9 protein-coding genes are annotated in these 15,190 nt (G+C 60.7%); 4 read left to right on the plus strand and 5 right to left on the minus strand.

Annotated features, from left to right (window positions below):
• Nucleotides 1–6: 6 nt before the first annotated feature.
• The 5 genes from ACZ5Q2_RS03075 to ACZ5Q2_RS03095 all read right to left on the minus strand — a co-directional run bounded on the left by ACZ5Q2_RS03075 (nucleotide 7) and on the right by ACZ5Q2_RS03095 (nucleotide 9,076).
• Nucleotides 7–657: an ABC transporter ATP-binding protein gene (locus ACZ5Q2_RS03075; RefSeq protein ID WP_061331424.1), complete on the minus strand. Its 651-nt coding sequence runs from the start codon at nucleotides 655–657 to the stop codon at nucleotides 7–9.
• Between the two features lie 39 nt (nucleotides 658–696).
• The gene (locus tag ACZ5Q2_RS03080; protein ID WP_061331203.1) at nucleotides 697–3,855 is read right to left on the minus strand and encodes an efflux RND transporter permease subunit; all 3,159 of its coding nucleotides are present in this window, start codon (nucleotides 3,853–3,855) and stop codon (nucleotides 697–699) included.
• The gene (locus ACZ5Q2_RS03085; RefSeq protein ID WP_061331204.1) at nucleotides 3,852–5,093 is read right to left on the minus strand and encodes an efflux RND transporter periplasmic adaptor subunit; all 1,242 of its coding nucleotides are present in this window, start codon (nucleotides 5,091–5,093) and stop codon (nucleotides 3,852–3,854) included. Before ACZ5Q2_RS03085 ends, ACZ5Q2_RS03080 begins: the two co-directional genes overlap by 4 nt.
• A gap of 163 nt (nucleotides 5,094–5,256) precedes the next feature.
• Entirely contained in the window at nucleotides 5,257–6,870 is a 1,614-nt protein-coding gene (locus tag ACZ5Q2_RS03090) for a BCCT family transporter (protein WP_082780507.1), read from the minus strand.
• A 181-nt stretch (nucleotides 6,871–7,051) separates the two neighbouring features.
• On the minus strand, nucleotides 7,052–9,076 hold the full coding sequence (locus tag ACZ5Q2_RS03095; RefSeq protein WP_432210457.1) for a TonB-dependent receptor domain-containing protein: 2,025 nt from the start codon (nucleotides 9,074–9,076) through the stop codon (nucleotides 7,052–7,054).
• Between the two features lie 252 nt (nucleotides 9,077–9,328).
• On the opposite strand from ACZ5Q2_RS03095, the gene gdhA reads away from it, so the two are divergent.
• From gdhA to ACZ5Q2_RS03115, 4 genes are all read left to right on the plus strand, one after another.
• Nucleotides 9,329–10,678 carry an NADP-specific glutamate dehydrogenase gene (gene gdhA / locus ACZ5Q2_RS03100; protein ID WP_061331205.1) on the plus strand — a complete coding sequence of 450 codons (1,350 nt, stop codon included), beginning with the start codon at nucleotides 9,329–9,331 and terminating at the stop codon, nucleotides 10,676–10,678.
• 7 nt (nucleotides 10,679–10,685) lie between these two features.
• Nucleotides 10,686–13,262, plus strand: coding sequence for a PEP/pyruvate-binding domain-containing protein (locus ACZ5Q2_RS03105; RefSeq protein ID WP_230714120.1), 2,577 nt, complete (start codon nucleotides 10,686–10,688; stop codon nucleotides 13,260–13,262).
• A gap of 63 nt (nucleotides 13,263–13,325) precedes the next feature.
• Nucleotides 13,326–14,597, plus strand: a complete 1,272-nt coding sequence (locus tag ACZ5Q2_RS03110; protein WP_061331206.1) for a sensor histidine kinase — start codon at nucleotides 13,326–13,328, stop codon at nucleotides 14,595–14,597.
• Complete coding sequence (locus tag ACZ5Q2_RS03115; RefSeq protein WP_061331207.1) at nucleotides 14,594–15,124, plus strand: response regulator transcription factor; 531 nt, start codon at nucleotides 14,594–14,596, stop codon at nucleotides 15,122–15,124. The genes ACZ5Q2_RS03110 and ACZ5Q2_RS03115 overlap by 4 nt, the downstream gene beginning before the upstream one ends.
• Nucleotides 15,125–15,190 lie beyond the last annotated feature (66 nt).

A 15,190-nucleotide genomic window follows, 5' to 3' on the forward strand; every position in this document is an offset into this window, starting at 1 on the left:
GGGCGCTCAGCCCCCGGACCGATGGCCAAGGTCCAGCGTCTGCTGGCAGCGGGCAGCCAGCTCCGGGTCGTGGGTAGCGAGAATCAGGCTGCAACCGGTATCGCCCTGGAGCCTGAACAGCTCATCAGCCACCTCGTTGGCCGTGTTGCGATCCAGGCTGCCGGTGGGTTCGTCTGCCAGAATCAGATCCGGCGCCATGGCGAAGACCATGGCCAGCGCGGCCCGCTGGCGCTGGCCGCCAGACACCTGGTCCGGAAACCGGTGGCCGAGCTCCCCGATATCAAGCACCTCCAGCCAATGTTGGCAACGGGTTTCCGGCTGGCCGGCCAGCGAAGCGCGAAAGCGCACGTTATCCAGCAGCGACAGGGTGGGCATCAGGTTGGCTTCCTGAAACACGACACCGATTCGCTCGCGGCGCAGGCGTGGCCAGTCTGCGGTCCGGCCGCACTCGCCAAACAATGTCACGGTGCCGGCATCCACTTGCTCTAGCCCACACAGAATATTCAGCAAGGTGGACTTGCCAGAGCCGGAACGCCCCATCAGGGCCAACGAACTGCCGGCAGGCAGATCAAAGCCCAGGTCAGACAACACGGCAACGGCCGAATCGCCCTGGCCGAAGGTTTTACGTAAACCGCTGACGTTTACTGCACTGTGCACCTTAACGTTCTCCCCGTTGGCCAATTCGCCCCCCAACGTTCAACCCTGCAGGGGTTCCGGCGTTTCGCCATGGCGCTGCGCACGCCATTCCCGGAACTGCTCCAGCCACGACAACAGTGCCGGTATCACCAGCAACACCAGGAAAGTGGACAGGCCCAGGCCAAAGGCGATGGACGTCGCCATGGGAATCAGGAACTGCGCCTGCAGGGAGGTTTCAAACAACAGCGGCAGCAAGCCACCAATGGTGGTGAGGGAGGTCAACAGTACCGCTCGAACCCGCTGCACGGCCGCCTCATTGAGGGCATCGGTAATACCCAGTCCTTTCTGGCGCTGCTGGTTATAGAACGACACCAGAATAATCGCGTTGTTGACCACAATACCGGACAAGCCAAACAGCCCGAACAACGACAGAATGGTGAGCTGCAACCCCATCAGCCAATGCCCCAACAAGGCACCCACCAGGGCAAAGGGAATGATCGCCATTACGATCAGCGGCAGACTCCAGGAGGCAAACACCCAGGCCAGCACCACGTACATCAGCGCCAACCCGATCATTAACCCGGTTTTCATGTCATCCATGGTCTCCCGCTGATCGGCAGACCGCCCCTCAAAGCTGTAACGCACACCGTACCGACTGGCGATATCCGGCAGGGCGCCGGCCTGCAGGCTTTCCAGTACCTGATCGGTGGTGGCCACCCGGGTATTCAGGGCCGAGGTCACCTCCACCGCCAGTTTGCCGTCGGCATGGCGCAGGGCCTGGAAACCCTGGCGGTGGTCCAGGTTCATTACCTGGGTCAACGGCACGAATCGGCCATCCGGAATACGCACCGTCATTTGCTCGAGGGTGGAATACCGCTCCCGTTGATCGCGGGGTAGCTGCACCCGCACTTCGATCTCGTCACGGCCGTCCTGATAGATCTGGGCAATCCGGCCATCAAAGGCTGCCCGCAGCTGACGCCCGAGATCCACGGTGGTCAGGCCCAGGGCTTCACCATAGGGGCTAACCTGATAGATCAACTGCTCCCGGCCCCAGGGCATGTCGTCTTCCACATCCAGCACGCCCGGCAGGGTACTGAGAGCCTGGGCCACTTCGTCGGCCGCGCGTTTGAGGTTATCGGCGCTGTCGCCGGTCAGGCGAATGTTCACATCCCGCCCCGGCGGTCCGGACTGGCGCTCACTGATGTTGAGCGAATCCAGCCCTGCGGGTAACGGAAGGCGCTTGCGCCATTGCTCAATGAACTCCGGGTTGCGGACGTCGCGCCGATCCGACGGCACCAGTTCCACCAGCATCGAGCCCAACTCATCGTCGTTGCGGGAACTGCCCTCGGCTCCCTGGGTGGCACCGTAGGTGGTGACCGCATGAAGAATCAGGTTGCCACCCAGCGCCTGCTCTGTTTCATTCAGCGTGCGCTGCATCTCGCGCATGAAATCCGCCACCTCGCGTTTATCGGTACCGGCGACAAAACTGGCGTTGGCATAGAACACCGAGGGCTCCGGTGTCGGGAAAAAATTGAAGCCCAGACGGCCACCGGCCAAAAGGCCGACGGTGAGGATTGCCAGGGCCAGAGCGCTGGCCACCGTCACGCCGCGATGCTTCAGGCTGTAGCGAGAAAATCGCCGGAACGGGCCATCGCGAAAAGCATCAAACCGCCGCTCAAAGCCATTGCGAAGCCGAGTGACCGGGTTTGGCTGACGCTTTGCAGGCGCCGGCTGGCCCGCCTTTTCAGTTTTACGCTTGAAGGCGTGGCGCAAGTGCGCCGGCAGCACAATGAAGCACTCCACCAGCGAGGCAATCAGGACACAGATCATCACCAAGGGGATGTCGCCCAGGATGTTGCCAATCACGCCCCCCACCACCAGCAACGGCATAAACGCCGCTACCGTGGTCAGAGACGATGCCAGCACCGGCCAAACCATGCGCTTGGCGGCACCCTCGGAGGCATAAATGGATTCCTCGCCCATCCGCGCATGGGCATCGGCATCCTCACCCACCACGATGGCGTCATCCACAATCACCCCCAGCGCCATGATCAGGGCAAACAGGGAAATCATGTTGATGGAGCCACCAATCAGCCAGAGCACCGCCAGCGCGGCCAGAAAGGCGGTGGGAATTCCGATCGCCACCCACATGGCCACGCGCCCCGGCAGGAACAGGTACAGCAACCCCACCACCAGCACCAGACCACCCAGGCCGTTGTTGACCAACAGGGAGATACGATCCTGCAACAGCTGCCAGGTTTCGTCATACACTTCCATTTTGATGGAATCCGGCAGCACCGGCCGGGTGTCTTCCAGCCAAATTTCCAGCACCTTGGCGGCGGCCAGAGAGTTGCCGTTTTCCGAGCGCTGCAGCTGTAGTTCCACCGCAGGCACGCCATGGTTCTCCATCACCGTCTGGTTGTCACGGGCTTCCTGGCGGATGATAGCGATATCGCCCAGCTGCATCCGCACCCGGTCACCACTGAGCACCGGAACGGTTTCAAAGGCCTGCGGGCTGCGCCGTTGCTCGATGGAGCGAAGTTCCCGGGTAGCGTCCTGCTGCGCCATCATACCCGCTGGCAAATCCCGTGACAGGGAGGCTACCCGGTCGGCAATCTGTTCAAGCGAGAGACCGAGGGTTTCCAGCCGTTCCGCCGGCACATCGATACTGATCTGCTGCTCCGGTAAACCACGGATAGCGATGCGGTCAATGCCCCGGTCCAACAGCTCGTCTTCAAACCGGTACACCAGATTGCGCAGTTCACTGCGGTCCACGTCGCCATAGATCAACAGGCGGGCTACCGGCTCATAACGTTCGATGCGGGCTACCTGCGGTTCTTCAGCGTCAGCCGGCAGGTTATTGAACTCGTCCACCTGCTGGCGCACGTCGTCCACCGCCTGAATCGGATCGGTGCCCTCATGGAATTCCAGGGTGATGGAAGAGATGCCCTGAGCGGAGGTAGACGTCATTTTCTTCAGGCCATCGACACTTCGGAGCCGTTGCTCCAGAGGGTCCGTGATCCCCCGTTCGACGTCCTCGGCAGACGCACCGCTCCAGACCACCCGCACACTGACCACATCCAACGCAAAGGTAGGAAAGAACTGGATGTTCATCCGGCTCAGGGCCAGCACACCACCAAGAATCATCACCAGCATAACCAGATTGCCGGCTACCCGGTGGTGGACGAAGAAACCGATAATGCCTTTCCTGCGCCTCACTCTGACGACTCCCCGTTGTCACCGGCCACTTCAACTTTCAGGCCGGTCATGGCATTGGGGAGGTGGGTAATGATCAGGCGGGCGCCTGGCGTAAGCTGCTCGCCGGCGATCAGCAAACGACGCTCGCCGTTACTGGCTATCGCCTCGCCGATGCGCTCCACCTGCACCCGCTGCATGCGCTGATCGTCGGTCATCAGATAGATGCTATCGGCGCCGTACAGGGCACTGAATGGCACTTCCACCGCCTGTTCCCGGGCGGGTCGCTCAAGGGTCAGCGGCAGCAGCGCACCCGGCCTCAAGCCCGCCGGCGCCCCGTCGAGCGTCAACACCGCTTCGGTGCCTGCGGGGTCAGCAATCCCGGCAAAGCGGGTTAACGTGAACCGATGCTCCCGGTTGCGGCTGTAGGCGTTGAGGGTGTCACCCCGCTCCAGCGCCCCGATCAATTCCCGCTGGAAGACTTCCGGCACCCTGGCGCGCACTTCGAGCCCGGCCAGCGGATAAATCGACAACAGCGACTGATTGCGGGATACCTGATCACCCACAGCCACCTGCACGTTGGTAACCACACCATCAAAGGGCGCGACGACGCGGGCCCTGTCACCGTCCCGTTCTGTGGCCGTCAGGTTAGCGGTGGCTTGCAGTAATCTGGCCTGCAAGCTTTGCAACCGGGCCGGGTGTTCATCGATGGCCCGCTCCCGGGTACTGACGGTCAGTTCCGCCCGGGCCAGGGCGTCGGTTGCCGCTTCCAGGTTCTCCCGGGAAGCCAGGTTCCGACCCACCAGGGCTTCAATCCGTTCAAACTGACGGCGGGCGTTGTCGGCGATGGCCTGTTCACTTTCTAAAGCCCGCTGGTCGTTCCGATGGCGAACCTGCTCCGAGCGGATCTGGGCCTGCAAATCCTGAACCTGAGCCCGCGCCTGGGCAAGAGCCGGCTCAATGTCTGCTTCGTCCAGGGCCAACAAAAGGTCACCACGGTTCACCCGGGCACCCTCCGCTGCCGGGCGCTCGGCAATGCGGCCAGCCATGGTGGCAGCCACCGTTTGCTGGTCAGGCGCCACCACTTCACCGTACAACGGCAACACAGGCACTCCGGTGGCAGGAGCCACGACCTGAACCTCTACCCGCCAGCTACGTTCGGTGGCGGCCACTTGGGCAGGCTCGGGGCGCGTTGCCTTGAGCACAATGAAGCCCGCAATACCCGCGGCCAGAATCAGGAGAGGAACAAAACGTTTGTACATGGGTAGTGTCTACGCTCAGGATGGTTGAGTCGCGCTTTCGCGCAAAGTTACTATACAACCCGTTACCGTATTCGGATTGTTAACAGGGTGCGACAAATATTCACAGCCACAACCGACAGTCAGCCAACATCAGAAAATCCATCCGGTACCATTCAACGGATGATCATTCGTTTTTCCCGGGCTCCTCGGGCTTCAACCCGGGTTCAGAGCCAGCCCGCTCATCACCAAGGTGATCGTTTTCTGCCAGCAGGCGCAGCAAGCGCTCTCTGGTCATGGCCTCGTGCAACTCGATCTGCCGCTGCTCGTTTCGCAGTGATTTCAACAGGGCAACAGCCATAAAAATCATCAACACCATGAACGGGAAGGCAGCCAGTATTGAAATGGTCTGGAGCGCTTCCAGTCCGCCACTGAGCAACAGTACCCCGGCCACCGACACCTGCACTATGCCCCAGGTCAAGCGGGACCAGCGTTTCGGGTTCAGAACCCCTTTACTGGTAAACATACCCAGCACAAAGGTAGCCGAGTTGGCGGAAGTAATAACGAACAGCACGATCAGCACCAGCATCAGGCCGCCAATAATGGTAGTGCCCGGCAGGTAGTTCAGGGTGGCGAACAGGGCCGAGCTCATCTCCGCCAGCACGGCGTCACCCAGGGCGGCCCCCTCAAACAGTTCGAAATACAACGCGGAGCCGCCAAAGGTGGAGAACCAGACAATACTGAGCAACACCGGCATGCCAATCACCCCGAACACGAACTCCCGGATGGTTCGGCCCCGGGAGATCCGGGCAATAAAACTACCGACAAAGGGTGCCCAGGACAGCCCCCAGGCCCAGTAGAAGATGGTCCATCGCTCCACCCAGTCATCGCCGGTGTAGGGCGTCATCACCAGGCTCATGCCGACCATGTTGGCGAAATAGTCACCAATGGCATTGGTCATGGCGGCGGTAATGAAGTCTGTTGGGCCCATAAAGAACACGAACACCAGCAACCCTGCCGCCAGCAGCATGTTGGCATCACTCACATAGCGAATCCCGCTCTCCAGTGGCGCCAGGGAACACAGCAGGAACACAACCGCAACGCCGGCCAGAATGAACAGTTGTTGGGTGACGCCGAACGCGGTACCGGCCACCGCCCCCAAACCACTGTTGATCTGGATGACGCCCAGGCCTAGGGTGGTCGCCACCCCGAACACGGTGGAGACAACGGCGAGGATATTGATGGAATGTCCGATACCCGAGTCCACCCGGTTACCCAGAGTGGAGCGGAAGGCTTCACTGATCAAACCGGGGCGTTGCAGGCGGAAGCGCACATAGGCAATGGCCAGACCCACCAGGGCAAAGTTGGCCCACTGGTGAAAGCCCCAGTGAAACAAGGAATACCGCATCGCCATGCTCGCGGCCTGTGGGCCACGGGGCTCAGCCGAGTCAAACGGGGGCGCCACAAAATGGCTCATGGGCTCGGCCACGGCCCAGAACACCAGGCCAACACCCATACCGGCGGAAAAGATCATGCCCAGCCAGGTCAGATAGGAAAACTCCGGTGCCTCACCATCGGCACCCAGGCGAATCTTGCCGTAATTACCGGCAGCAACGGCAATGCAGAACACCAGAAATCCAGAAGTGGCAAACAGATACAGCCAGCCAAAATGCAGGGTGGTGAAATCCAGTGCCTCATTGGCATAGCGTAACAACTCGGCGGGCATCAGGCCCCCGGCCACCACGAACAGAACCAGCAGTACGAAAGAACAGTAGAACACCCAGCCGGGCCGATGACTCATAACAAACCTGATATTCCGGTGACTTTAGGAACGAAAACGCTTTCATTCTAGCCGCATCCGCACGGCCATTCCGAATCCCCGGCCGGGGCATCAAAAAAAAGGCCCCGGGCAGATTCGTCATCTACCCGGGGCACAATGTCACCCGCCGGCTATGAGAAGCGGGCAACCGCCATAATCGTTTCTACCAGCGCGCGGTCAGCGCGGCACGCAGGGTGCGACCGGGTTCGTTGACCCTGAAAACACCGCTGTCTGCCAGGTTGTCCTTGCTGACATGATACGCCCAGGTGTTATCAAACAGATTATCCACCGCCCAGGTAAAGCTCAGGTTCGCCACCAGCGGATGGGTTCCCGACAGATTGAACACGCCATAACCCGGTGAAGTGCTTGGGTCCAGGCCGGACTCCAGATCCACCCGGTCCTGCCGGCGAGCCAGTTGCCACTCGGCCTCCAGGGTGTGCCCCTGATAATGCCAGCCCAAGGTCTGGATAAACTGGATAGGCGGAATTCTCGGCAGGGCCTTGTCCGCATCGCGATTTTCTCCGCGAACGGAGGCCAGCTTGCTACTGGTACTCCAGGTGCCGTTGCTCCAGCCAACCAGACCTTCCACACCCAGTAACCGGGCATCTATGTTGGCGTACCGGGTATCCACCGTGCCATCGGGATTGCGGGTATCAAATCGATAAACATAATCTTCCACCTGGTCTACCCAGACCGCCGGGCGCCAGCTCCAGTTGCCATCACGGCCAGACAGGCTCACTTCCAGCTTGTTGTGCTTTTCGGTTTCCAGATCCGGATTACCAATCCAGGAGCCTCGCATCGTTCTCTGGGCAACGTAGCGCTCGTTCACGCTGGGGGAACGAACACTGTGGGAAGCGGTGGCTTCCAGAGTGTTGGCCGGAGACAAACGCCACTCGCCGGTGATAAAGCCGCTGACATTGTTATCGTCGGCCTTGGTGTCCGTGACTCCATAGGCGCTCATATACAGCATCGCCGGGGTCATGGTCATGGGCGCCCCGGGCATCATCCGGAAGCTGTCTCCGGCGCGGGTGGCATCCATCTCAACCCGGTCATAGCGGATACCGGCACCCAGGCGGGTATTGACCCGAATCCGGTGAAATGCCTCCACGAAGACGCCAACACGGTCCCGCTCCACACCCGGCCACATCAACGACGCCGGGTTGTCCAGATTCATGCCGTTGTACATGGTGGCATCCCACTCATTACGTTCCACGTCCAAACCAATGGCGATGTCTTTGGTAAAGTTGATGGTCTGATCCAGCACCAGGCGGGCACCCTGGGTGCGGGTTTGCGAGTCGGTCTGCATTCTCATGGCCGCTTCGCGCAGGCTGAAGTTATCCATCACGTGGTCCACATCCGCTTGCCAGGCCATCAGGCTCCAGCTGCCCTCAGCCACCGGCGCACCGATTTCCAGCCGATACAGGTCAGTATCGGTTTTCGGTGCATCCATGCCACGGCCCGGAAACTTCACATCCCGCTCTTCCTGCCGGCTCACCAGGCCTTTGATATAGAGACCGTTGTCTGCTGTCCAGGCAGCATCCACCCGGCCTTCGGTATTCTCATAGGAACTGCGAACCTTGTTGCCATCGCCGTCCTCATAATCGTTGGCTTCGTCATAGCCTGCGGCCATCCGCAGGTAGGAGGCTTTACTGCCAACAGCTACACTGCCATTCATTAACTTGCCATCACCATTGTCTGCACCACCCAGAGTCAGGTGCCCAGTGGTCAGGTTGTCATCCGCGAATTCCGGAGCCGCCGTGGTCGCCACTACCTGCCCCCCGGCAATCGGCCCCCAACGCAGGGTGCGATTGCTGGTTCGCACTTCCAGCACCGGCGCCAGTGCCGTGCTCAATCGACTGGTGGGCGGGTCCATACGGCTTGGGCAGGCACCTTCAACCCGCATGCCATCCAGCAGCACGTCTACCCGTTCCTCATTCTGGCCTCGAATCACCGGGTCAAGGCCCCGCCCTCCCATTCGAGACAGCGACACCGACGCGCTGCCCGACAACCGCTGCACCGGCTCCGACTGCACGGCGGCAGCCAAAAGCCTTGCCGCCTCTGCGGATTGCCCCTCCGTCACCCGTATCAGCAACGAATCCTCTCCTTCCATCTGGGCGTGAACGGCGGGGGTGAGGGTAAAGCCAGCCAACACCAGGCTGATACTGCGAGCCAGACGTTTCTTGAGCATGCAGGGCGTTCCTTATAACAGCGCATTTCAAACGGGAGGAATGACAATTTTTAGCAATATTAAAGGGCGAGGGCTTTGCTGGCTTGAGACACAATGCCGCACCCCGAAGGAGGTATTCCTGAGGGTGAGGTCTGAATAATTTTTACCCGACTGGCTTGCAAATTGGCGCGCCAATGTGGTGCAATCACTGCCCTTTTTTTGGGCGACCGCTGTTTTTGCGGTTTTCAATACGCGTATTCCGAGGGCCTTGCCATGACAGTTAAACTCGACGAAAAACTCGAACCGATTTTCCAGGACGTTCTGCACCGCAACCCGGGCGAGAGCGAATTCCACCAGGCGGTTCACGAAGTTCTGGAAACCCTCGGGCCGGTTCTGGTGAAGTATCCGGAGTTCGCCGACAAGAAAATCATCCAGCGCATCTGTGAGCCTGAGCGCCAGATCATCTTCCGTGTACCCTGGCAGGACGACAGCGGCGAGATTCACATCAACCGTGCTTTCCGCGTCGAATTCAACAGTGCCCTGGGGCCCTATAAAGGTGGCATGCGTTTCCACCCGTCCGTTTACCTGGGCATCATCAAGTTCCTGGGCTTTGAACAGATTTTCAAGAACGCTTTGACCGGCCTGCCCATCGGCGGCGGTAAAGGCGGCAGCGACTTTGATCCCAAAGGCAAGTCCGACGACGAAATCATGCGTTTTTGTCAGAGTATGATGACCGAGCTGTACCGCCACCTGGGCGAGTACACCGACGTTCCAGCCGGCGACATCGGCGTTGGCGGCCGTGAGATCGGCTACCTATTTGGCCAGTACAAGCGCATCACCAACCGGTACGAGTCCGGCGTATTCACCGGCAAGGGCCTGGACTGGGGCGGCAGCCGCGCCCGTACTGAAGCCACCGGCTACGGCACGGTGTTCTTCACCCACGAAATGCTGAAAGCCCGTGGTGACTCGCTGGAAGGCAAAACCGTGGTGGTTTCCGGTTCCGGCAACGTGGCCATTTACGCCATCGAGAAAGCCCACGAGCTGGGCGCCAAGGTCATTGCCTGCTCCGATTCCCAGGGCATGATTGTCCATGAGAAGGGCATCGACCTGCAGACCCTGAAGCGCATCAAGGAAGTGGAGCGTCGCCGGATCAGCGCCTACACTGAATACCACAAAGACGCCAAGTACGTGGAAGACGGCAACATCTGGAGCGTGCCTTGCGATGTGGCGCTGCCCTGCGCAACCCAGAACGAGCTGAACGGTAAAGACGCCAAGATGCTGGTCGAAAACGGCTGTGTTGCCGTGGCCGAAGGCGCCAACATGCCGACCACGCCTGAAGGCATTATCGTGTTCCAGGATGCCAAGATTGCCTATGGCCCTGGCAAGGCCGCCAACGCCGGCGGTGTTGCCACGTCCGCCCTGGAAATGCAGCAGAACGCCAGCCGCGACTCCTGGACCTTCGATTACACCCAGAAGCGCCTTGAGGAAATCATGATCGATATCCACAAGAACTGCTACGAGACCGCCGCCGAGTTCGGTGCCGAGGGCAACTACGTGCTGGGCGCCAATATCAATGGCTTCCTGCGCGTTGCCAAGGCGATGAACGCCATGGGTGTTATCTGATCCGGCCATGATCAGCAACGAACCTCTCCAGCCTGATGACCGGGTTTCCACCGGCCTGAGTGGGCTGGATGAGGTTCTGGATGGCCTTCGAATCGGCGATAACGTGGTCTGGCGGGTTTCCGACCTGGACGACTATCGCCGATTTGTTCTTCCCTTCGTAGACGCCGCTTCTGACGCCGGCCGGCAGATTATCTACCTTCGCTTTGGTGACCATGCCCCGATTATCCGGGACCACCCGTCGGTTCGAACCATCACCATCGACGCCCTCGGTGGCTTTGAAAGCTTTACCAGTCGAGTCTGGCACCTGATCGAACAACATGGCCGTGGCGCCTTTTATGTCTGCGACAGCCTGAGCGAGCTGCTCAACGCCTGGGCAACCGATGCCATGGTCGGTAATTTCTTCCGGGTGGTGTGCCCGTTTCTGTTTGAACTGGACACCGTGGCCTGGTTTGCCCTGCACCCCGAACGCCACTCCCGCCGGACCCTGGACCGGATTCGCCAGACCACCCAGGTGATGATTGATGTGCATCGCCACGGTGACGATGTGCAGATTCATCCGATCAAGGCCTGGCGGCGGCAATCTCCCACCATGTTCCTGCCGCACCGGGAGCATGATGGACAGTTTCAACCCATAACGGACAGCAGCGATGCCACCCGACTGCAAGCCAGCCTCGAGCTTGAACACCTGCATCGCCAACCCTTGCTGGACTATTGGGACCGATTGTTCCAGGAAGCCAGCCGGGCTTTGTCCGACCAGGACACCGACTGTATCGACGACTTGCAGGAGCAAGTGCTGCAAGTAATGATCAGCCGCGATTCCCGGATACTGGAGCTGGCACGGCGTTACCTGTCGCTGGAGGACCTGCTGGGCATTCGCAGCCGCCTGGTCGGCAGCGGCTACATTGGTGGCAAGGCCACCGGCATGCTGATTGCCCGCAACATTCTGTTGAAAGACGCCACCGAACCATGGCAAAGCCAGCTGGAGCCCCACGATTCCAGTTATCTGGGCACCGACGCCTATTACGCTTTCCTGGTCCACAACGGGCTCTGGCCGGCGATCATGCGGCAGCGCTCCGGGGAGGGTTACCTGAGTGAGGCGCCCGCGCTCAGAGCCGCGATCCTGGCCGGCAAGTTTCCCGACGAGATACAGGCCGAGCTGGAGCGACTGCTGGACCACTACGGCCAGTATCCTATCCTGGTGCGCTCATCGAGCCTGCAGGAAGACGGCTTTGGCAATGCTTTTGCCGGCAAATACGACAGCGTGTTCCTGGTCAACCAGGGGGCACCGGAACAGCGGCTGTCGGCACTGGAAGACGCAATCCGCCAGGTGTACGCGTCATCCATGAGTGAAGATGCCCTGGTGTACCGCAAACAGCGGGGCCTGGACCAGCGGGAAGAGCCCATGGCGCTGCTGATCCAGCGGGTCAACGGGCGGTTTCATGGTCGCTATTACCTGCCCGATGCCGCCGGGGTAGGGGTGTCGCGCAACACCTTCGCCTGGGACAGCAGCATGGACCCGGAAGCGGGGATGGTCCGGCTGGTGATGGGCCTGGGCACCCGGGCGGTTGACCGCATTGAAGGCGATCACGCCTGCGTGATGGCGCTGGACCATCCCATGCGCCAGCCGTTCCGCAACCAGGACGAAAGCTACCGGTATTCCCAGCACCTGGTGGATTTGCTGGACCTACAGGATGGAAAGCTCGACACCCGGCCCCTGAGCCAGTTGCTGGAAACCACCAACGATCTGCCCATGGATCACCTGGCCGAGGTGGATCGGGCGGCCAGTACCCGGGCCGAGCAGATTGGCTTGCAAGGCCCGGTGTGGCGGCTGACCTTCCGCCCTTTGGTGCAGCGCACTCCGTTTATCAGCCGGCTGTCGCATCTGCTGCAAACCCTGGAAGCGGGCTACCGGCACCCGGTGGATGTGGAATTCACCCTGCACCTGGACCAACAGGGCAACCCCGCCTTCAACCTGGTGCAATGCCGCCCGCTGGCGACCATCGGCGAGACCGGGCCGGTGGCTCTGCCCGGCGACTTGCCTGAGCGTAAGCTACTGTTCAGAACCCAGGGCCACTTCATGGGCGGCAACATCAACCTGGCCATCGAACGGGTGATCCGGGTCGACGCGTCGGTCTACGCCGGGCTGTCCACCAGCCAGCGCTATGACGTTGCCCGCCGTGTCGGCGAAGCTGTCCGCGCATCCGGTGTGCCCACCCTGCTGATCGGCCCGGGCCGCTGGGGCACCAGCAGCCCGGATCTTGGCGTTCCGGTTCGCTTTGCGGACATTGCCGGGGTCGCCGCCCTGGTCGAGGTCTCAGAAAAGGCCGGCGAGATGGTGCCAGACCTGTCCTACGGTTCTCACTTTTTCCAGGACCTGGTAGAAACCGGCATCGCCTACGCGGCGCTGTTTCCCGACATCCAGCATTGCCGATATCACCCTGAACGCCTGCCCGGGGCCCCGACGCCCACCAGCACCGAATCTGCGGTCAACCGTGCGGTTCAGGTGCATGATCTGCAGGCGCAACACCTGCAACTGACCGGTGATGTGGTGCGCCAGCAACTGGTCTGTTATTTCACCGATTGACCCGTCGCAAACAAACGCCGTTTTCACCACCATGGCCGATGGCATGCTGCTAGAATGCCGTCTATGGAATGGCTCACACACTCTCAAACCGGTTTTCGCCAGGCTGCCCGTTATCTTCTGGGTATGCGGCTGGCCATTATTGCCACGCAACTGGTCGCGATCGCTGTTGCCGAAACCACCGTAACACTGGCCCACCGGGCCGAGGCCCTGATCCTCAGCCTGCTTTATGCCGTTCTGGCCACGCTGGCCTGGCTGTGGTTCAGCCGTAGGCCCCCCGAAACGTTCGCACCGGTCAGCCTGACCCTGGCCACAGATCTGTTCCTGATCGGCTGGTGGCTGTATTTCACCGGCGGCTACACCAACCCCCTGGTGTCCTTGCTGCTGCTGCCCATTGCCGTCGCCATCATTCTGGTCCCCAGCCGCCAGAGCATTGTCCTTACCGTCACCGGCGTTGCGGTGTATACAGCGCTGGTGCTCTGGCACACCCCGGTTATGCATGATCACCACTCGGCAGACCTGGCCAGGCTGCATCTGGTGGGCATGTGGGTGACCTTTGCCCTGACCGCCGCCATTCTGCTACTGGTGGTTGGCACCCTATCCCGCAGGCTAAGACTGCAACAGTCCCAGCTTTCGCAATTCCGGGAAAACCGTTTGCGGGATGAACAGATCATCGCCCTCGGTCTGTCTTCGGCCGCCGTTGCCCACCGGCTAGGTACCCCGCTGAATACCATGACCCTGTTACTGGACGAAATCCGTTCCCACACCGAAGGCCAGGCCTCCGTGGCTCTGACGGAAGATCTCGACCTGATGGGTCAGCAGTTGAACCTGTGCAGCCAGCATTTGCAGCAACTAACCAAGGCGGCGATTGAAGCCCGCACAGCGCAACTGGAAATACTGACGGTCAAAGACTGGCTCGCCAGGCTGAGGGAGTCGGCCACGCTGTTATGGCCGTCAGGGCCGATTCAATGGCCAGGCGCCCACCCCGACGTCTCGGTGGCCGTGGATGCCACTCTGGACCAGGCGGTGCTCAACCTGCTGGCAAATGCCCTGACAGCGAGCCCGTCCTGGGTCGCCGTCAGAAGTCAGTTGTCGGAATCCGGTCGGGTGGAGGTGGTTGTCGAGGACCAGGGTGACGGCCTGGAAACGGCTCTGCAGGGCACGCCGGGTGAGGACATTGTCGACTCCCACCATGGTCTTGGGGTTGGGTTGTTCCTTTCCAATGCCACGATCCAGAGGCTTGGCGGCAATCTCCGGGCCAAGGCCAGTGAAACAGGCACCACCATGGTGATCGATTTACCGGTTTCCCAGCCCCTAGGCGGGGAGATACAACCATGACGACTCAGGAACTCTGGCTGCTGGTCGACGATGACCAGGCGTTTCTCCAGGTGCTGGCCCGATCCCTGTCTCGCCAGGGCATCGAAACACTCTGCGCCAGCGATGCTGACAGCGCTCTGGAGGCCATCCGTGCCAGGCCGGTGAACCGGTGTGTTCTGGATCTCAACCTGGCCGGGGAAAGTGGCCTGCAACTGTTGCCGGAACTTCTCGAGCAGAAGCCAGATCTGGACGTACTGGTGCTGACTGGTTACGGCAGTATTGCCACGGCGGTGGAAGCCATGCGCCGCGGCGCCGCCAACTACCTGTGCAAGCCGGTTACCGTGAACCAGTTGATGAATGGCTTTGAACCGCTGGACGCACCACCGGACCTGAGGCCCGAACCGCCGTCTGTGGAAGAAATGGAATGGGAACACATCCAGCGCGTGCTGAACGAACACGATGGCAACATTTCCGCCACCGCCCGGGCCCTGAACATGCACCGGCGGACCCTGCAACGCAAATTGCAAAAACACTCCCGCTGGCGCTGATACGTCCTTGCCGCCTGACACCGCCAAGGAATGTTTCCGAAAATTGACTTCCGTCAACCATACACC

Source organism: Marinobacter alkaliphilus (assembly GCF_055394375.1).